This window comes from Xanthomonas sp. NCPPB 2586 (assembly GCF_041475775.2).
GTDB lineage: Bacteria > Pseudomonadota > Gammaproteobacteria > Xanthomonadales > Xanthomonadaceae > Xanthomonas > Xanthomonas campestris.
On record NZ_CM192981.1, the window covers coordinates 3,429,941 to 3,448,947 of the forward strand.

The following is a 19,007-nucleotide window of genomic DNA, read 5'->3' on the forward strand; positions in this document are numbered from 1 at the left end:
GGCATTGTCGCAGATGCGCGCAGCAGCGTCAGACCGCGCATTCAGGCAAGGGCGGCCGTGGCTGGCGGTTGCGCGGGTGCTGGGAATGGGGCCGGCGACCTCGTTGGGTGCCGGAGCTAGCCCTTCTCAGCGATTTTTTATTGGGTTTGCTTGCAGGCGCTGTCGGCTGACTGGCTGCTGCGCTCTGCAGACCCGTGCCGGTGTGATTGCTTGTGCCGGTGTGGCGCGCGGTAACGCTTCCGCGTGACCAGCCAGATCGCGTGTCCATGCAGCCGAGAATTCCCCTCAGGCTGAAAAAGGATCCAGCTACCAACGGCACCGAACTCACCCCGACGATGCCCACTGCCATGCTGCAGAGGCGCCTACAGCACCTCCAAGAGCGCGCGCCAATGCTCCGCCTGCGCCTGCAGCTGCGCCAGCGCCTCCGGCGCCATGTCGTCCAGTTGCCGGTACGGCAACGCCAGCCGCTCATTGCTTCCCAACAGCGCGCGCTGGCGGGCCAGAAAATCCCAGTACAGCGCGTTGTACGGGCATGCGCGCGGGCCCACCCGCTGCCTGCGCTGATAGGCGCAGCCAGTGCAGTAGTCGCTCATGCGATCGATATACGCCGCGCCGCTGATATAGGGCTTGCTGCCGAGAAAGCCGCCGTCGGCGAACTGACTCATGCCAACCGTATTGGGCAACTCCACCCATTCGAACGCATCGATGTAGACGCCCAGATACCAGCGATGCAGGGCCTGCGGATCCAGCCCCGCCAACAACGCAAAGTTGCCGATCACCATCAGCCGCTGGATGTGGTGGGCATGCGCGTTATTCAACGAATTGCCGATCGCATCGGCCAGGCAACGCATGCCGATCTGCCCATCCCAGAACCAGTGTGGCAGCGGCGCGTGCTGGCCCAGCTGATTGGATTGCGCGTAACCGGGCATCTGCGACCAGTACACACCGCGCACATACTCGCGCCAGCCCAGGATCTGGCGGATGAAGCCTTCCACCGACGCCAGCGGCGCGTGCCCGTCGCGCCACGCCGCCTCCGCACGTGCAATCACTTCGGCCGGGTGCAACATCTTGACGTTCAGTGCAAACGACAGCAGCGAATGAAACAACCGCGGGCTGCGCGTGCTCATCGCATCTTCGTAGCGGCCGAAGTGCGGCAGCGCGTGGGTGATGAAGTCGTCCAGCTGCTGCAGCGCTTCGTCGCGGTGCAGCGGCCAGGGCAAGGCATCGGCCTGCGGCGCTCCGAAACTGCGCACGCCGGCTGCTTCGATGGTCTGCCAGAGCGCGGCATGGTCGTGGGTCATGCGCCAGTCCGCCGGTGCCGGCGGCTCGCCCGGCCACGGCGCGCGATTGTCATGGTCGAAGTTCCAACGCCCGCCTTCCGGGGCGCCCGCGTGATCCAGCAGGATGCGATGCCGTCGCCGCATGTGGCGATAGAACACCTCCATGCGCCAGGCTGCACGCGCATCGAAGCACCCGGCCACGTCCTCGCGCTCGGTCAGGAAATGTTCGCTGCCCACAATGCGGCTCGCAAACGGCTGGGCTGCGCACCACTGCTCCAGCAGTTCATCCAGGCGCCACTCGTCCGGCGCCTGGTATTCCAGCCACTTGGCACGGTAGTGCACCATCAACGCTTCCAGATTGGCGGTGATCGACTGGCGATTGCTGGGCGTGTCGATGCTGACGTAACGCACGCGGTGCCCGGCCTGCCGCAAGCGCGCGGCGAACGCGCGCATCGCCGCGAAAATCGCCAGGATCTTCTGCGCGTGATGCAACACGTAGTCGGTTTCCGCACGCACCTCCATCAGCACGTAGACCACACTGGCGTTGGGCGTCTCGAACCAGCTGTGCAGCGGATTGAGCTGGTCGCCCAGCACCAGGCGCAGCGTATGCGCCGGCACCCAGCGCTGCGGTTCGGCGCCGGTGTCTGCACCGCCTGCGTCGTGCTCACGCATCGGCGGCACGCGACTCGTATCGGATGCGGGACGCGCACGCTGCTTGCTCCATCACGCAGTGCGTGCGGCTTCGCATTCCGTCATCGCGATAAGCCCGCTCAACCTGATCCGCCATGCGGCTGTGCTCCTAAACCTCTTCCCTGCAATACGCGCACTTGCAGCAGATGGATTCAGTCGCGACCGCCTGCGTCATACGCGCAGATGCGTTGCGCCAGCGCGGTTCCGCTACACCAGGCGCCCTCGACCTTGCCGCCTGCCAACCAATCGCCGCACAGCCCCGCCGCCGATGCGGCCTCCCACACGCACGCGTCCGCCACGGCCGGGGATTCGGTACTGGCCGCTTCCCAGAACAAGGCCTCACACGCCAGCGGCGCGGGGAGGCCGAGCGCCGGTAATTCCGGCAGCAGCTGGTCGATCACCTCTGCTGGCGTGGCATCCCGATGGGCGTGGCTCCACGCCGCGGTGGCGTGCAGCAGCCAGGTCTCCGCACCGGCGCGGCCAGGCTTGCTGGAATTGCGGGCGATCCAGCGCAGTGGGCCGGCATTGACGAACAACCCGTCGTAACCCGCCTCCACCGGCGCTGTAAAACGTGCTACCACGGCCCAGGCCGGTTGCATGCGGACGCGGGCAGCAATGCGCGACAGATCGCTCGCAGCCGTCTCCAGCAACGCAGCGGCCTGCGGCGCGGCCAATGCCAGCACCAGCAGTTCGGCATGCACTGCTTCTGGCAGACCAGCGCCGCGCAGTGCCCAGCCGGGTTCGGTGCGTTGCAGCGCATCGATGCGCGTTTCGGTACGCAGGTCCAGCCCAACCGCCAGCGCACGCGCTGGTGCTGCCATATCCGGCACTCCGACGAAGCGTTGCAAGGTGCCAAGTGAGGGCTGCAGGGTGGTGCCATCCCAACTGGCCAGACGCGCAGGCCAGGGCGCAGCGCAGTCATTTGCTATCCACGCCCCTACCGCCGCCATGAAGTCCGGATCACGCGCAGTGAAGTACTGCGCGCCGTGATCGCAGTGCCACTGCTGGCCTGCAAGTGCGCGCATGCGTCCACCGGGCGCCGGCGCCTGCTCGAAGACCGTGACGGCGTAGCCGGCCGCCTGTAGCACGCTGGCGCAGCGCAGGCCGGCCAGCCCGGCGCCGATCACCGCCACCGTGCGCCGCGTGCGGGGCACGCGCATCAGGGTGCGACGACCGCGGCCGCGCGCATCAGATCGCGCAACCGTCCGGGCCGCAGGCATCGCCGGTTGCGGCGGCCGACGCGGATTCGGCGGCCAACTGCAGCAACGCCTGTGCCATGACATCGGCCGGTTGCGCACCCTGGAGCAGGCTGCGCCCATCGATGACGAAACTGGGCACCGCGCGGATACCGATCTGCGCGGCCTGCTGCAGTTGCGCCTGGACCTGCGCACTGCCCTCGTCGGACGCCAGCAGCGCCTGCACGCGTGCCGGCGCCAACCCGCCAGCCGCACCGGCAGCGATCAAGGTGTCGGCCGCCGCAAGATTCCTGCCTTCGGCAAAGTGCGCATGGAACAGCGCTTCGATCACTGGCTCGACATCACCCTCGCGCGCCGCCAACCAGATCAGCCGGTGCGCGGGCAAGGTGGTGACCTGTACCTGCCCACGCGAAAAATCAAACGGCAGGCCTTCGGCGCGCGCGGTTTGCTGGGTCTGCGCCAGCAATTGTTCGGTACGTTCGGCGCTGCCGAACTTCGGCAGCAAGGCCTCGCGCAAGGGCGCCGGCTGCAGGCCACTGTCTGGATCCAGCTGGAAGGCGTGGTAGTGGATTTCCAGCGCCGGCAAGCGCTCGCCGAGCGTGGCCACGGCCTGCTCGAAGCGGCGTTTGCCGATCCAGCACCACGGGCACACCACATCGGACCAGATATCGATTCTCATGACAGGTGTGTGCATCGCATGGTTGAGTTGGGTTGCAGCATAGACGCTGCGCCGCGCGAACAGATCCCCCACGCCTTGCGGCCGGTGGAACTCAGCGTACCGACCACTGCGAAAATGGCTGCGATGCCAACGCCAGGTTGTAGTAGCGCGCATCGTCGGTGACTTCCGCGCCGATCCAGTCTGGCAATTGCAGCGCTTCGTCGGCGTGCTCCAGCTCGACCTCCGCCACCACCAGCCCGGCGTTGTCACCCAGGAATTCGTCCACTTCCCACACATGCCCGGCGTACTCAACCAGATGCCGGCGCTTGTCGATCAGCCCACCCACACACAACGCCAACAACGCACGCGCATCGTCGAGCGGAATCGGATATTCGAACTCCTGACGGGTATGCCCGAGCTCGCGCGACTTGAGGTTGAGGAATGCCGCATCGCCCTGGATGCGCACACGCACCGAGGCATTCTGCGCACCACTGCGCAGCGACGCCTGGTCGTTGATATAGCCCTGCGCCATCGGGATGACCGCATGCGTGGCGGTACGCCAGCCGTCGCCGGTCACCAGAAATTTGCGTTCGATTTCGATACCCATGAAGGCAAGTATGGCCGGCCGCGCTGAAAAATGCCTGGCTATTGTGGGAGCCACCCACCTACACTCCGCGCCCCCACTGAAAGGATGCACGCCATGACAGGCCGTCGCCGTTACACACCGCAGATCGTTCTTGCCACCGCACTGCTGCTCGCCGCCAGCGGTGCCAGCGCCGCGGCCGCAGCGCCCTCGCTCGCACAGGCCCAAGCCGCGCTGGACACAGCGATGCAGAAGGACGCGGCAGGCAACCCCGACCAGGGCGATGACGTGATGGGTGAGCTGTTTCGCCCACGTTTGACGGCTCTAGTTGGCTGCCTGCCCGCCGCGGAGCAGACGACCCCAGGCGCAGTCGATTGCCTCGTCACCGGACAGGCCGGGCCCAGCGAAAAGCACATGGCACTGCGATTCCTGCCAACCGCCAACGGCTGGCAGTTGCAGCACAGCGACACCGAGATGGAAGTCGCCGCACCGGTGCCCGACAACGCGCGCGTGCAGGTGCTGCTACGTGAAGATTTTTCCAAGAAACTGGTGACCGAACGCAATGCAGCTGTGCGCAAGAGTCTCGAACAGGCGGTCAGCACGGCGCAGGTCCTTGCGGTGGAGCGCTGCGCCGTCTCCGAGCACGCACCGGTGGTTGCCTGCACTGTCCAGGCCAGTGCTGCCAACGAGCGCGGCGAATTGCAGATGCAGTTCGCCCTGGTCGATGGGCAGTGGCAGAACGCCACCCCGCACACCGACTGACTGCGGCGTACGCGCCTCGCTGCAGTAGTTCCGACGCGCTCACCACCACTGGGTGCGCGGTTGAAAGCAGCCCACACACATCCCGACCGGGATGCGTGCAGCATCAGCTGCCAGTGCACGTACGCTTCGGATCAGCACACGTGACGCGTGACGAAAACGCGCAAGCCTCGCGCTAGCGCTTCTCGAACACCGCGATGCTTTCCACATGGGCGGTGTGCGGGAACATGTCCATCGCACCGGCACTGAGCAGGCTGAAGCCCTGCTCGTTCACCAGATAGCCGGCATCGCGTGCCAATGACCCTGGGTGGCAGCTCACATAGACGATGCGCTTGAACTGCTTCAGCGGCAGCTGCTGCAGCACGTCGATGGCGCCGGAGCGTGGTGGATCGAGCAACAGCTTGTCGAAGCCCTGGCGCATCCACGCAGTCTGCCGCTGATCTTGGGTGAGGTCCGCTGCGTAGAACTGCGCATTGTCCAGCCCGTTACGCTGTGCATTTTCGCGTGCGCGCGCCACCAAACCGGCGTCGCCCTCCACGCCGACGACTTCGCGCACGGTACGCGCCAGCGGCAGGGTGAAATTGCCCAGACCACAGAACAGGTCCAGTACCCGGTCATCGGGCTTGGCATCGAGCAATGCCAAGGCGTGGGCAATCATCTTCTGATTGAGCGAGGCATTGACCTGGATGAAGTCCAACGGACGAAACGCCAGCTCCACATCCCACTGCGGCAACCGGAACGACAAGGGCACCTCTTGCGGCCACAACGGATGCACGCTGTCTACGCCGCCAGGCTGCAGGAAGATCGCAAAATCGTGCGCCTGGGCGAACTCCACCAAGGCCTGCTCGTCACGTGCGCTGAGCGGCTGCAGGTGGCGGATGGTCAGCGCCACGGCATCGTCGCCGGCGATGAATTCAATCTGCGGAATGTCGCGCTTGCCGTCCATGCCTTCGACCAGCGCCGCCAGCTGCGGAATCTTCTCGCCAATCTGCGGAATCACCGTGTAGCAGACCGACAGGTCGGCCACGAAGCGCGGGTCCAGTTCGCGGAAGCCGACCAGGGTCTTGTCCTTCTTCTCGACCCGGCGCACCGAAAAGCGGCCCTTGCGGCGATAGCCCCAGGTATCGCCCACCAGGGCCGGCAGCACCGTCTGCGGCGTGACGTGGCCGATGCGCTCCAGGTTGTCCATCAGCACGCGCTGCTTGGCCACGATCTGCTGCGATTCTTCCAGATGCTGCAGCACGCAACCGGCGCACACACCAAAATGCGGGCAGCGCGGCGCCACCCGCTGCGGCGATGCCTGCAGCACTTCCACCGTTTTGGCCTCATCGAAATGGCGGCTGCGTGCGGTGGGCTCGGCGACAACCACCTCACCCGGCAGCGCGCCACTGATGAAGGTGACCTTGCCGCCCTCGCCATCGCGGCGCGCCACACCGCGGCCGTCATGGCTCAGGTCGGTGATCGCGGTCTGGAACGGGGTACGGTCGAAACGGTTTCTGGATCTGGCCACGTGGCGAAAGCTGCGGGCAAAAAGGGTGCGTATTGTCGCAGATGCGATTGCCGCCGGTCGCCATACGGGTGCGAGCAATTGTCGCGCCCCGCAAACCAGGGCACACTTCGGGAGCTCGCGCTACACGCAGTACGCGGCACGCTGACAAGGAGGCAGCATGAACATGGCAACACGTCAGGAACCCCAGCCGCGCGTTCTGTTGGTCGAGGACGACCCGATCAGCCGTGGCTTTCTGCAGGCCGTGCTCGAAAGCCTGCCCGCCCAGGTCGACTGGGCCGACTCCCTGTCTTCGGCACTGGACCGCGCGCGCGCGCGCCGGCATGACCTGTGGCTGATCGACGTCAACCTCCCAGACGGCACCGGCAGTGACCTGTTGCGCGCCCTGCGCCTGCTGCACCCGGATGTCCCCGCGCTGGCGCATACCGCCGACGGCAACGCGGCCATGCAACGCGGGCTGCAATCAGACGGCTTTCTGGAAATGCTGGTCAAGCCACTGACCTCCGAACAGCTGCTGCAGGCGGTACGGCGGGGCCTGGCACGTGGGCGCTACAGCGTGGCCCCGGTGGGCGTGGTGGATATCGCCGCCAGCGACTGGGACGAGGCCGCCGCACTGAGTGCGCTCAACGGCCAGCAACATCACCTCAATGCCTTGCGTGAACTGTTCCTGGCAGAGCTGCCTGGCACCCGCGATGCTGTGGATTCGGCGCTGCTGGTCAGCGACGAGCTGGCGCTGCGCAATCACCTGCACCGGCTGCAGGCAGGCTGTGGGTTCGTTGGTGCCGCCCGGCTTGCCGGCGCGGTACGGTTGCTGCGTGGCGATCCGCAGTCGCGCATTGCACAGAACCAGTTCCATGCCGCAGTAGCCGCGCTGCTGCACTGACCCACTGGCCGGCACCTCCGGAGCACCCCGGCATCGACCGGGCGCAACGCCGTCTACGCGCCGCGTCGCGCCAATTCTTCCAGCATCTCCCAGGACTTGAGTCCGCGCCCGCTCAGGTGGTGCAGCAAGACTCCGCGCATGCTGCGGCGCAGCCCCGGCATATCCTCAGTGGCCGGTACCCGGTCCTCGCCCAGCGCCAGCAACGCCGCACCAGTCACGGTCTCGCGGCGATCCTGCGCCAGCCGCTCGCTCAATACCCGCCGCGCGCCATCCTGCGGATCGAGCCGGTAACGGGCGGCCGGATCGATCGGCTGGCCGTCACTATCGTGTTGCAGATCGAAGCCGAACCCCAGCCCGTCGAGCACGTCGCGCTCGAACTGCCGCAACCCCCACGCCAACGCGGCACCGGAGGCCAAGTGCGCACGCGCCTGCGCATAGCAGTCGAATAGTTCCGGCACTGGCGCATGGCGCGGTGCAAGCCGCAGCAACAGTTCGCTGATATAGAAACCCGCCAGCATCGCTTCGCCAAGCAACCGCGGCGCGGTATCGATGGCCTCGGCCTGGCGCAGCTGTGCCAACTCGCCGCGCTGCACCGCGGTGAACTGGATCAATTGCAGCGGCTGCAGCGCAGCGCGCAACGCCTGCTTGCGTGGCCCGTGCACGCCCCGCGCCAGCAATCCCACGCGCCCGTGCTGCTCGGTCAGCACTTCCACCAGCATGCTGGTCTCGCGCCAGGCGCGTACATGCAGGACAAAGCCGCGCTCGTGTTCGATCAGCATGACAGTGTGCTCGGCCTGTGACCGGCGTGGCGGCCGCTGACCGCCGCGCGCCGGGACAGCGAAATTGCAGACGCCTGTCGCGTGAACTGACACATCAGCACAGGTCGGAACCTCTCACACAAGCACCGGTATGGGCGCACACCTGTTAACCGTGGACACTGGAAGCATCGGCCTCAAACAGAATCAGCCCCATGCACACGCGCGTCTGGCGCTTGCGCGCTCGACTACCCTGCCTCTGCTCAGTCGTAACCGAAGGCCTTCAGCGCAGCCTCGTCATCCGACCAGCCTTCGCGCACGCGCACCCAGGTTTCCAGGAACACTTTTGCACCGAACAAGCGCTCCATCTGCAGGCGCGCCTTGCCGCCGATGTCCTTCAGGCGAGTGCCGCCCTTGCCGATCACGATGGCCTTCTGGCCCTCGCGCTCGACCCAGATCACCGCGCCGATGCGCAGCAGCGCACCATCCTCGGCAAAGCGTTCGATCTCCACGGTGGTGGCATACGGCAGTTCTTCGCCCAGTTGGCGCATCAGCTGCTCGCGCACCAGTTCGCCGGCCAGAAAACGCTGGCTGCGATCGGTGATTTCGTCTTCGCCGTACATCGCCTCGGCTTCGGGCACCAGCTTGAGCAGGTCGCTCACCAATGCCTCCAGGCCCTTGCGCTTGAGCGCCGAGACCGGATGCACGGCGGCGAACGTGCGCCCTTCGCTGACCTGCGCCAGGAACGGGAACAGCGCGGTCTTGTCCTTGAGCCGGTCCACTTTATTGACCACCAGCACTACCGGCACGTCAGCGTCGCTGAGCACGCGGAATGCCAGGGTGTCTTCTTCGTCCCAGCGGCCTGCCTCGATCACCAGCACCGCGGCATCCACGCCTTCCAGCGAACCGCGTGCGGCGCGGTTCATCACCCGATTCATCGCGCGCTTCTGCTCGCGGTGCAGCCCGGGTGTATCGACCAGCATCAGCTGGCCTTCCGGGAAGGTGGCAATGCCCAACAGACGGTGGCGCGTGGTCTGCGGACGATTGGAGACGATGCTGACCTTGGCGCCAACCAGCGCATTGGTCAGGGTGGACTTGCCGACATTGGGACGGCCGATCACGGCAACGCTGCCGCTGCGGTGGGGAGAGGTTTCGCTCACGTGTTCGAATCCAGTTGTGCGATGACGGTGGCTGCGGCCTGTTGCTCGGCAAGCCGACGAGACGTGCCCTGCCCCTCGGCGCGGGCGGCTGGCTGCTCAAGGATGCAGGCGACATGGAACTGCTTGGCGTGTTCGTCGCCGCTTTCGCTGATCAGGGCGTACTGCGGCAATGGCAATTGCCGTGCCTGCAGCCATTCCTGCAGCCGGGTCTTGGGATCTTTCTCGGCCTTGCCGACCGGCAACGCGGCCAGCGACGGTTCGAACCAGGGCAGCACCACCGCGCGGCAACGCTCGAACCCGCAGTCCAGATAGATCGCCGCGACGATCGCTTCGACCGCGTCGGCCAGGATCGAATCGCGGCGATGCCCGCCGGATTTCAATTCGCCCGGGCCCAGCGTCAAGCGCTCGCCCAGGTTGAGGGTGCGCCCAATGACGGCCAGCGCGCCCTCGCGCACCAGCTCGGCGCGCGCACGGGTCAAGGCGCCTTCATCGGCCTTGGGCCAGCGCTGATACAACGCCTCGGCGATCAGCAGATTGACGATGCCATCGCCCAGGAATTCCAGACGCTCGTTATGCGGCGTCCCGGCGCTGCGATGACGCAGCGCCTGGGCGAGCAGACCCGGATCGGCAAACGCATGTCCGATCGGATCACCGCGCTGGAAAGTTCTATTCGACACCACGCCTCGTCAGATCCTGCTCGGTGTCGAACTTGCCGACAACATCGAGATTGCCGACCAGCTCACGCCGCACTTCGTAGTTGACCTTCATCCGCCAGCCGCCTTCGATGCGCTCGAACTTGACGTCCCCTGGCTTGACGCTTTCGGAGGAGTTGATATCGAGCCGCTTGAAGAACATGTCCTGCAATTTGGACGGGTCCATGTCGGCACTGCCCGCTTCATTCGCAAGGCCCTTCATCGACGTACGGACTGCGTAATATTCCTGATACATCGGGAACAACTTCATCCCCAGATACAACGCAAACCCCACCACCGCCAGCACCACCACGAACGACGTCAACGTCATACCGCTTTGCTTGCGCTTCATTGTGTGTCCCCCGGCACGCACCGCGTGCATTTACTGGATTCCAGTCCCGATCCGCGATGGATCGAAACTCCCCTTGCAGAACCACCCTTCACAATTGAGCCAGATCAGGAACGCCTTGCCGCGGAGATTGGCCTCCGGCAGGAAGTGCGTCTGCGTCCAGAATCGGCTGTCCTCGCTATTGTCGCGATTGTCCCCCATCACGAAATAGCTGTCTGCCGGCACCGTCCAGTCACCCTGGCCAGCCGGCATGTTGCGGTCTACCCACTCCAGCACGGTGTGGGTCCGCCCGGGCAGGTCTTCCACCAGCAGCGTGGTACCGGTCATCTCGGCGCCCTTGCCCTTGCCGATGTACTCGCCCTTGACGGTGTAGCGCATCGGCTTGTCGTTGATGTACAGCGTGTCACCGTGGAAGCCGATCTTGTCGCCCGGCAGGCCGACCACGCGCTTGATCCAATTCTGGTCCGGCGCATGCGGCGGCTTGAACACCACCACGTCGCCGCGCTTGGGTTCACCGGTCGGGATGAACTTGGTGTTGGTGATCGGCAACCGGAAGCCGTAAGCGAACTTGTTGACCAGGATGAAATCACCGATGAGCAGGTTGGGCATCATCGAGCTGGACGGAATCTTGTACGGCTCGGCCACGAAGCTGCGCAGGATCAGCACCACCGCCAGCACCGGAAAGAACGCACGCGAGTAGTCGATGATCGCCGGCTCGCTGTCCAGCAGACCGGCGCGCGCCGCGCGGCGCTTGGCCAGGAACAGCTTGTCCAGTAGCCAGATGAAGCCGGTGCCCAGCGTCAACACAACCAGGGCGATTTCAAACCATTTCATTGATGTTCCTTCGGAAAGGGAATCGGGAATCGGGAATCGAGAATCGGAACAGCAGGAGCGCGCACGCCCTGACGATTCCCGATTCCCGATTGACCATTCCCAGCTACTTATCCATCTGCAGAACGGCCAGGAAGGCCTCCTGCGGAATCTCCACGCGGCCGACCTGCTTCATGCGCTTCTTGCCTTCTTTCTGCTTTTCCAGCAGCTTTTTCTTGCGCGAAACGTCGCCACCATAGCATTTGGCCAACACGTTCTTGCGCATCGCCTTGACCGTAGAACGCGAGATGATCTGCGAGCCGACGGCGGCTTGAATTGCCACGTCGAACATCTGCCGCGGGATCAGCTCCTTCATCTTTTCGCACAGCTCGCGGCCGCGCCGATCGGCGTAGCTGCGGTGCACGATGATGCTCAGCGCATCGACCTTGTCGCCGTTGATCAGCGTGTCCACGCGCACGAACGGGCCGGCATCGAAACGCAGGAAGTGATAATCCAGAGAGGCGTAACCACGCGAGACCGACTTGAGCTTGTCGAAGAAGTCCAGCACCACTTCGGCCATCGGCAGCTCGTAGCTGATTTGCACCTGGCTACCGAGGTAGTTGATGCCGATCTGGCTGCCGCGCTTTTCTTCGCACAGCGTGATGATGTTGCCGACGTAATCGGGCGGCGTGAGGATATTGGCGCGGATGATCGGCTCGCGGATCTCTTCCACGTGGTTGAGCGGCGGCAGCTTGGACGGATTGTCCATCGGGATGATGGTGCCGTCGGTCTTGAGCACCTCATAGACCACCGTCGGCGCGGTCGAAATCAGATTGAGGTTGTACTCGCGCTCCAGCCGTTCCTGCACGATTTCCATGTGCAGCATGCCAAGGAAGCCGCAACGGAAGCCGAAGCCCATCGCCTCGGAGCTTTCCGGCTCGAAGCGCAACGCGGCATCGTTCAGACGCAGCTTGTCCAGCGCTTCGCGCAGGTCCGGATAGTCCTCGGCATCGACCGGAAACAGGCCGGCGAACACGCGCGGCTGCATTTCCTGGAAACCGGGCAATGCGTGCGGCGCCGGGTCGGCCGCCAGGGTGAGGGTGTCGCCGACCGGCGCGCCGTGCACGTCCTTGATCGAGGCATTGATCCAGCCCACTTCGCCGGCGCCCAGTGCCACCAGTTCCTTGCGCTTGGGTGTGAACACGCCGACCTTGTCGACCAGATGCGTACGACCGGTGGACATCACCTGGATCTTGCTGCCCGGCTTGATCTCGCCCTGCATCACGCGCACCAGCGACACCACACCTAAGTAGTTGTCGAACCACGAGTCGATGATCAACGCCTGCAGCTTGTCGGTATCGCGCGGCTTGGGCGGCGGAATCCGGTGCACGATCGCTTCGAGCACCAGATCGATATTGAGGCCGGTCTTGGCACTGACCGCCACCGCATCCTCGGCGTCGATGCCGATCACCGCCTCGATTTCGGCCTTGGCCCGCTCGATATCGGCGGTGGGCAGGTCGATCTTGTTGAGCACCGGCACCACTTCCAGGCCCTGCTCCACGGCGGTGTAGCAGTTGGCGACCGACTGCGCTTCCACGCCTTGCGCCGCATCCACCACCAGCAATGCACCTTCGCAGGCCGCCAGCGAGCGGCTGACTTCATAGGAGAAGTCCACATGCCCGGGGGTGTCGATGAAGTTCAGGAAATAGGTCTGCCCGTCTTTTGCCGTGTACGGCAAGGACACCGACTGCGCCTTGATCGTGATGCCACGTTCGCGCTCAATCGGGTTGGAGTCGAGCACCTGGGCTTCCATCTCGCGCGCCTGCAAACCGCCGCACAGTTGGATGATCCGGTCGGCCAGGGTGGATTTCCCGTGGTCGACGTGGGCAATGATGGAGAAGTTGCGGATATTCCGCATTGAATCAGAGGACATTGAGGTGGGCGCCGGCGGTGCCGTCGTCAGGGTAACGCCACATTATCGCACGGCTTGGCCTGCCAGGCCGGGATTGGGGAATCGGGAATGGAGAATCGTAAAAGCAGACGGCATGACCTGCCGCTGTTTCCGATTCCCCACTCCCAACTCCCGATTCCCTGCGTCTCAGCCGCCCGCCTTCAACGCCACATAGCTGGTGGCCTTGCCATCGGTGACCAGCAGCATCACCACGTCGCCCTTCTTGTAGCTGGCCAGCGCACGGTTCAGCTCGGCAACGCTGCCGACCTTGGTGCGGCCGACCCGGGCGATCACCAGGCCCGGAGCTAGTGGCGGCTGGGTACTGCGTGCAGCCGAGCCGGTGACCGAGGCAATGCGCACACCCTCACCCGCTTCCAGACCCATGCGGCTGCGCTCGGCGGCGGTCAGGTCCGCAACCTGCAGGCCCAGCAGCTCCACACTGGCCGGCGCGGACGGCTTGCTATCGTCGGCCGCAGTGCGCGGGGCGCTGCTGCCAGACTCGTTTTCCAGCGTGCCCAGGGTGACGGTGACCTGGCGCGGCTTGCCGTCGCGCAGCACGTTCAAGCTGACCTTGGTGCCCGGCGGCATCAGGCCGATCATCGGCGGCAGATCGCTGGCCACCGCGATTTCCTTGCCGTTGACCGAGCGGATCACATCGCCCACCTCGATGCCGGCCTTGCCAGCCGGGCTGCCGGCGGGGATGTCGTTGACCAGCGCGCCGCGCGTATCCGGCAGGCCCAGACCCTGCGCTTTCAGCGTATCGATCGGACCGACGGCCACGCCCAGCATGCCGCGGCTGACATGCCCGCTGGCCTTGATCTGCTCGGCCGCACTGAAGGCCAGGTCGATCGGGATCGCGAAGCTGATCCCCATGTAGCCACCCGAAGCGGAGAAGATCTGCGAATTGATGCCGACCACCTCACCACGCGTATTAAGTAGCGGACCACCGGAGTTGCCCTGGTTGATCGCCACGTCGGTCTGGATGAACGGCACGTAGCGCTGGTCGGCGTATGGATTGCTGCGACCGGTGGCGCTGACGATGCCGGCAGTGACCGAATGATCCAGCCCGAACGGCGAACCGATCGCCACCACCCACTGGCCCGGCTTGAGCGTGTTGGAATCGCCGATGCGCACGGTCGGCAGGCCCTTGGCCTCGATCTTCAGCAGGGCCACGTCGAACTGCTCGTCGCTGCCAACCACCTTGGCCTTGAACTCGCGACGGTCGGTGAGCTTGACGGTCACCTCGCTGGCGCCATCCACCACGTGATGATTGGTCAGCACATAGCCGTCGGCGGAAATGATGAAGCCCGAACCCATCGACTTGCCGGCGATGCCGCCATCATCATCGCCCTGCCCCGGCCCCTGACGCGGGCCGCCCGGCATCTGGAAATCCGGGCCGAAGAAGCGCTTGAAAAACTCCGGCATCTGCTCGTCGTCGGGCATCGCGCCGCCGCCACGTCCGCCCGGACCGCCGCGCTGCGAGCGCGCCATGGCGTCCTTGCGGGTGATGGTGGTTTCGATATTGACCACGCCCGGGCCGACCTGCTCGACCAGATTGGTGAAATCCGGCAAGCCCGCCACCAGCTGCGGCGCCGGCGTGGTGCTGCGGTTGGCCGCGATCGGCGCGCTGGTCTTGGCTGGCGCTTCGGGTTGCTGCGCGCAGGCAGCCAACGGCAGGGTCATGGCCAACAGGCCGAACATCTGGGTGCGGATGCGGGGATTCATCAGGTTGCCTCCGATGGCAGGGCGACAAGGGCCCAGACCCGAGCAGTTGCAAGGGCCGGACACGGTAACGGGAGCATGGATGCCGAACGGGTGAGAAACGGCGAGAACATCAGTCCTGCGGCGGCGGAGCTGGCTGTGCTCGGCCTGCCGCAGCGGCCGCCTGCGGGGCGGGCTCGAACGGATAGAACGCTGGCGCCTGCCGGCTTTGACTGAAGCTGGCGTTGAGCGGGCTTTCGCCCGACCCCGCCAGTGCGGCGCGTGGCCACGGGCGGGCCTGCAGCGTGGCTTCAGGATGCGTGAACGGGTTTGCTGCCGCCGGCGAGGCGACCGCGGGCGTTGCAGCCGGGGCCGCAGCCGAGGCCACCATCCGGGCCGGTGCCTGCTGGTTGCGCGCCGCCACGCTGCGAGCGACCTGCTGATTGCGGGTCGCCGCGCCACGCCGGGCCGAGGCCAGCGCCGCCGCGGGCACGGCCGCCGCCAGGGCAACCACGTCGTCCGGCGCATCCGGGGCCTTCGGCGCCTGTGGGGCGGGAGTGGATGCGGGCAGCCGTGCAGTGGTGGCGAACACCTGCTCGGCGGGCGCGGGCGCGGCCACCTCAGGCAGCCGTTCGCGGGACACGAACAAGGCGATCGCGGCGACCGATGCCGCCAACGCAGCACCGCCCCCCCAACGCCAGCGCGCCGCAGGGCGTGCAGCGGGCGCCGCGGCAGGTGCCGGTTCTTCGGCCACGGCAGCGCGCACCTTGGCGGCGAAATCCAGCGGCGCCGGGGCACTTGCCGCGCCGCGCAGCACATCGCCGCAGAGCTGCCAGCGCTCCTGGCAGCCGGCCAACTCTTCGTCATGGGCCAGGCGCCGCAGCAAAAAGCGCGACTCCTCGGCACTCAGCTCACCATCCACCAGCGCGGACAGCTGCTGGCGGTAATGACGTTCGAACTTGTCGGTGGTGGACATGTCAGGATTATTGGTCATACACGGTGTCGCTCACGGGTAGCGCTTTCGGTCTCCAGCAGAGGCCGTAGCTCGATGTCGATGGCCTCGCGCGCCCGGAAGATGCGCGAGCGCACCGTTCCGATCGGGCAATCCATCTTTCGCGCGATCTCCTCGTAACTCAGCCCTTCCACCTCGCGCAGGGTGATGGCCGACCGGAGTTCTTCCGGCAAGGCTTGGACCGCACGCATCACCGTTTGTTCCAGCTCCTGTCGCATCAATTCGCGCTCCGGGGTGTCGGTGTCGCGCAAGCGGGTCGCACCATCGAATTGTTCGGCGTCGCTGACGTCGATGTCATCGGTGGGCGGGCGGCGATTGTGCGCAACCAGGTGGTTCTTGGCAGTGTTCACGGCAATGCGGTGCAGCCACGTATAGAACTGGGCGTCGCCACGAAAACTGTTGATCGCGCGGTAAGCGCGCACAAACGTATCCTGGGCCACGTCCTGGCATTCGCTCCAGTCGGCGATGTAGCGCCCGATCAGGGCGACGATCCGGTGCTGGTACTTGCGCACCAACACATCGAACGCCGCGCTCTCGCCGCGCTGCACACGCCGGACCAGTTCCAGATCCAGCTCCTGAGGTGTATCGACTTCGGCCATGTCGGGCCGCACTCCTGTCTGCCCACCGAAGTCGGGCAATGAGACCGCCATTGAAAAGAAAAGTTCCTACCGATCCAAACGATCGCAGCGCTGCCGCAAACAGCGGCGCCGACGTGTCGCTGGCGACGCCTTGCACTGGGCCGGCACGGTCCTGCGACAGGTATGGGTATTTGACGTGAAGGAAACAACCTCTGGATGATAACGGCCTTTCCTTATATCGCCGGATGGCCAACCGCATGCTTCCAGGTTTCGACGGGCTCCGATTCAGCCATTGGCAGGCAGACCTGCGCGAGGACGGCGTGCTCGTGCTCAGCCTCGACCGCCAAGGCGCGGCGGTCAATGCCTTCTCGCAGGACGTGCTGCTCGAACTGGGCGATGTCATCGAACGCCTGGCACTGGATCCGCCCAAGGGCGTGGTGCTGCGCTCGGCCAAGGCCAATGGCTTCATCGCCGGCGCCGATCTGAAGGAATTCCAGGAGTTCGACCGCCGCGGCACCGTCAACGACGCAATTCGGCGCGGCCAGCAGGTGTTCCAGAAACTGGCCGAACTGCCCTGCCCCACGGTGGCGGCCATCCATGGCTTCTGCATGGGCGGCGGCACCGAGATTGCACTGGCCTGCCGCTACCGGGTGGCCTCCGACGATGGCAGCACGCGCATCGGGCTGCCGGAAACCAAGCTCGGCATCTTTCCCGGCTGGGGCGGCAGCGCCCGCTTGCCGCGCCTGATCGGGGCACCGGCGGCAATGGACCTGATGCTCACCGGGCGCACGGTGTCGGCCAAGGCTGCGCGGGCGATGGGCCTGGTCGACAAGGTTGCCGCACCGGCGGTGCTGGTGGATGTGGCTGCGGCGCTGGCATTGGCCGGCACCACGCGCCCGTTCAAGCAACGCGCCACCGCCTGGGCGACCAACACCCTGCTTGCACGCAAGCTGCTGGCACCGCAGATGCGCAAGCAGGTCGCGCGCAAGGCCCGCAAGGAACACTACCCCGCGCCGTATGCGTTGATCACCACCTGGGAACGCGCCGGTGGCGGTGGCATCCAGGCCCGCCTGGCGGCCGAGCGCAAGGCAGTGGTCAAGCTTGCCAGCACGCCGGCAGCGCGCAATCTGATCCGCATCTTCTTCCTGACCGAGCGGCTCAAGGCCCTTGGCGGCAAGGACACCGGCTTGCCGGCCATCCGCCACGTGCATGTCGTCGGTGCCGGCGTGATGGGTGGTGATATCGCCGCGTGGGCCGCCTACAAGGGCTTCGAGGTCACGCTGCAGGACCGCGAACAGCGCTTCATCGATACCGCACTGGCGCGCGGCGGCGAACTGTTTGGCAAGCGCGTGAAGGACGAGACCAAGCGCCCCGCCGTGGCCGCGCGTCTGCGCGGCGATCTGGCCGGCAGCGGCGTGGCGCAGGCGGATCTGGTCATTGAAGCGATCATCGAAAACCCGCAAGCCAAGCGCGACCTCTACCAGAGCATCGAGCCGCAACTCAAGCCGGATGCGCTACTCACCACCAACACCTCCTCGATTCCATTGACCGAGTTGCGTGGACACATCCAGCGCCCGGCACAGTTTGCCGGCCTGCACTACTTCAACCCGGTGGCGATGATGCCGCTGGTGGAAATCGTGCAGCACGACGGGCTGGATCCGGCCAACGTGGCGCGGCTGGCCGCGTTCTGCAAGGCGCTGGACAAATTCCCGGTGCCGGTCGCCGGCACGCCGGGGTTCCTGGTCAACCGCGTGCTGTTCCCGTACTTGCTGGAAGCGTCCACCGCGTATGCCGAGGGCATTCCCGGGCCGGTGCTGGACAAGACCGCGGTGAAGTTCGGCATGCCGATGGGGCCGATCGAATTGATCGACACCGTGGGCCTGGACGTGGCCGCCGGCGTCGGTGCGGAGCTCGCCCCGTTCCTGGGCCTGCCGATCCCGGCAGCACTGGCCACGGTGGAGGCCGGCAAGCGCGGCAAGAAGGACGGCCAGGGCTTGTACAAATGGGAAAACGGCCGCGCGGTCAAACCCGAAGTTGCCAGCGGCTACGAGGTGCCGACAGACCTGGAAGACCGCCTGATCCTGCCATTGCTCAACGAAGCGGTGGCCTGCCTGCACGAAGGCGTGGTGGCCGATGCGGACCTGCTCGATGCCGGCGTGATCTTCGGCACCGGCTTTGCGCCCTTCCGCGGCGGCCCGATCCAGCACATCCGCAGCGTCGGTGCAGACGCGCTGCTGGCCCGCCTGCATGCCTTGCAGGCGCGGTATGGCGAGCGGTTTGTACCGCGGCCGGGTTGGGAGTCGCCAGTGTTGCGGGAGCCGGTGGCATAAAAGATCTCAACCCAAAACGCCACTACGCAGTGGCGTTTTTTTTAACCGCCGCGCAGGATCGGTTGAGTGAGCGTATTGCGAGCGCACAGCTGCCTGGCTGCAAAGCAATCGTG

17 protein-coding genes are annotated in these 19,007 nt (G+C 65.7%); 3 read left to right on the forward strand and 14 right to left on the reverse strand.

All coding sequences use genetic code 11. The annotated features are described in order from the left end of the window. Positions 1-362: 362 nt before the first annotated feature. From ACCQ09_RS14925 to ACCQ09_RS14940, 4 genes are all read right to left on the reverse strand, one after another. A complete protein-coding gene (locus ACCQ09_RS14925) occupies positions 363-1,952 on the reverse strand; it encodes a cryptochrome/photolyase family protein (RefSeq protein WP_228422372.1) in 1,590 nt (529 codons plus the stop codon). Positions 1,953-2,122: 170 nt separating this feature from the next. Continuing rightward, positions 2,123-3,130 carry an NAD(P)/FAD-dependent oxidoreductase gene (locus ACCQ09_RS14930; protein ID WP_228428372.1) on the reverse strand — a complete coding sequence of 336 codons (1,008 nt, stop codon included), beginning with the start codon at positions 3,128-3,130 and terminating at the stop codon, positions 2,123-2,125. Between the two features lie 28 nt (positions 3,131-3,158). Further along, positions 3,159-3,845, reverse strand: coding sequence for a DsbA family oxidoreductase (locus tag ACCQ09_RS14935; protein ID WP_162808653.1), 687 nt, complete (start codon positions 3,843-3,845; stop codon positions 3,159-3,161). 91 nt (positions 3,846-3,936) lie between these two features. After that, positions 3,937-4,431 carry a CYTH domain-containing protein gene (locus ACCQ09_RS14940; protein WP_040941594.1) on the reverse strand — a complete coding sequence of 165 codons (495 nt, stop codon included), beginning with the start codon at positions 4,429-4,431 and terminating at the stop codon, positions 3,937-3,939. 93 nt (positions 4,432-4,524) lie between these two features. Here ACCQ09_RS14940 and ACCQ09_RS14945 point away from each other — a divergent pair, with 93 nt between their 5' ends. Further along, positions 4,525-5,169: a hypothetical protein gene (locus tag ACCQ09_RS14945; protein WP_228428371.1), complete on the forward strand. Its 645-nt coding sequence runs from the start codon at positions 4,525-4,527 to the stop codon at positions 5,167-5,169. A 172-nt stretch (positions 5,170-5,341) separates the two neighbouring features. Here the strand turns inward: ACCQ09_RS14945 and rlmD are convergent, their stop codons facing one another. Then, entirely contained in the window at positions 5,342-6,676 is a 1,335-nt protein-coding gene (gene rlmD / locus ACCQ09_RS14950) for a 23S rRNA (uracil(1939)-C(5))-methyltransferase RlmD (protein ID WP_040941596.1), read from the reverse strand. Between the two features lie 157 nt (positions 6,677-6,833). Here rlmD and ACCQ09_RS14955 point away from each other — a divergent pair, with 157 nt between their 5' ends. Then, positions 6,834-7,556 carry a response regulator gene (locus ACCQ09_RS14955; protein ID WP_228428370.1) on the forward strand — a complete coding sequence of 241 codons (723 nt, stop codon included), beginning with the start codon at positions 6,834-6,836 and terminating at the stop codon, positions 7,554-7,556. Between the two features lie 53 nt (positions 7,557-7,609). On the opposite strand, the gene recO is transcribed toward ACCQ09_RS14955, so the two are convergent. From recO to rpoE, 9 genes are all read right to left on the reverse strand, one after another. Next, complete coding sequence (recO, locus tag ACCQ09_RS14960) at positions 7,610-8,335, reverse strand: DNA repair protein RecO (protein ID WP_040941598.1); 726 nt, start codon at positions 8,333-8,335, stop codon at positions 7,610-7,612. A 239-nt stretch (positions 8,336-8,574) separates the two neighbouring features. Next, a complete protein-coding gene (gene era / locus ACCQ09_RS14965; RefSeq protein ID WP_011036468.1) occupies positions 8,575-9,471 on the reverse strand; it encodes a GTPase Era in 897 nt (298 codons plus the stop codon). Beyond that, a complete protein-coding gene (gene rnc / locus ACCQ09_RS14970) occupies positions 9,468-10,148 on the reverse strand; it encodes a ribonuclease III (protein ID WP_011036467.1) in 681 nt (226 codons plus the stop codon). The genes era and rnc overlap by 4 nt, the downstream gene beginning before the upstream one ends. Continuing rightward, the gene (locus tag ACCQ09_RS14975) at positions 10,138-10,545 is read right to left on the reverse strand and encodes a DUF4845 domain-containing protein (RefSeq protein WP_011036466.1); all 408 of its coding nucleotides are present in this window, start codon (positions 10,543-10,545) and stop codon (positions 10,138-10,140) included. The genes rnc and ACCQ09_RS14975 overlap by 11 nt, the downstream gene beginning before the upstream one ends. Continuing rightward, positions 10,546-11,346: a signal peptidase I gene (gene lepB / locus ACCQ09_RS14980; protein ID WP_011036465.1), complete on the reverse strand. Its 801-nt coding sequence runs from the start codon at positions 11,344-11,346 to the stop codon at positions 10,546-10,548. It lies immediately after the preceding gene. 103 nt (positions 11,347-11,449) lie between these two features. Beyond that, positions 11,450-13,240 carry a translation elongation factor 4 gene (lepA, locus tag ACCQ09_RS14985; RefSeq protein WP_016944375.1) on the reverse strand — a complete coding sequence of 597 codons (1,791 nt, stop codon included), beginning with the start codon at positions 13,238-13,240 and terminating at the stop codon, positions 11,450-11,452. A 180-nt stretch (positions 13,241-13,420) separates the two neighbouring features. After that, the gene (locus tag ACCQ09_RS14990) at positions 13,421-14,998 is read right to left on the reverse strand and encodes a DegQ family serine endoprotease (RefSeq protein ID WP_011036463.1); all 1,578 of its coding nucleotides are present in this window, start codon (positions 14,996-14,998) and stop codon (positions 13,421-13,423) included. Between the two features lie 109 nt (positions 14,999-15,107). Continuing rightward, the gene (locus ACCQ09_RS14995; protein WP_014507147.1) at positions 15,108-15,968 is read right to left on the reverse strand and encodes a sigma-E factor negative regulatory protein; all 861 of its coding nucleotides are present in this window, start codon (positions 15,966-15,968) and stop codon (positions 15,108-15,110) included. Beyond that, positions 15,965-16,585, reverse strand: a complete 621-nt coding sequence (gene rpoE, locus ACCQ09_RS15000; protein ID WP_011036461.1) for an RNA polymerase sigma factor RpoE — start codon at positions 16,583-16,585, stop codon at positions 15,965-15,967. Before rpoE ends, ACCQ09_RS14995 begins: the two co-directional genes overlap by 4 nt. 236 nt (positions 16,586-16,821) lie before the next feature. Between rpoE and ACCQ09_RS15005 the strand changes: the two genes are divergently transcribed. Then, entirely contained in the window at positions 16,822-18,894 is a 2,073-nt protein-coding gene (locus ACCQ09_RS15005; protein WP_040942365.1) for a 3-hydroxyacyl-CoA dehydrogenase NAD-binding domain-containing protein, read from the forward strand. The last annotated feature ends 113 nt before the right edge of the window (positions 18,895-19,007 follow it).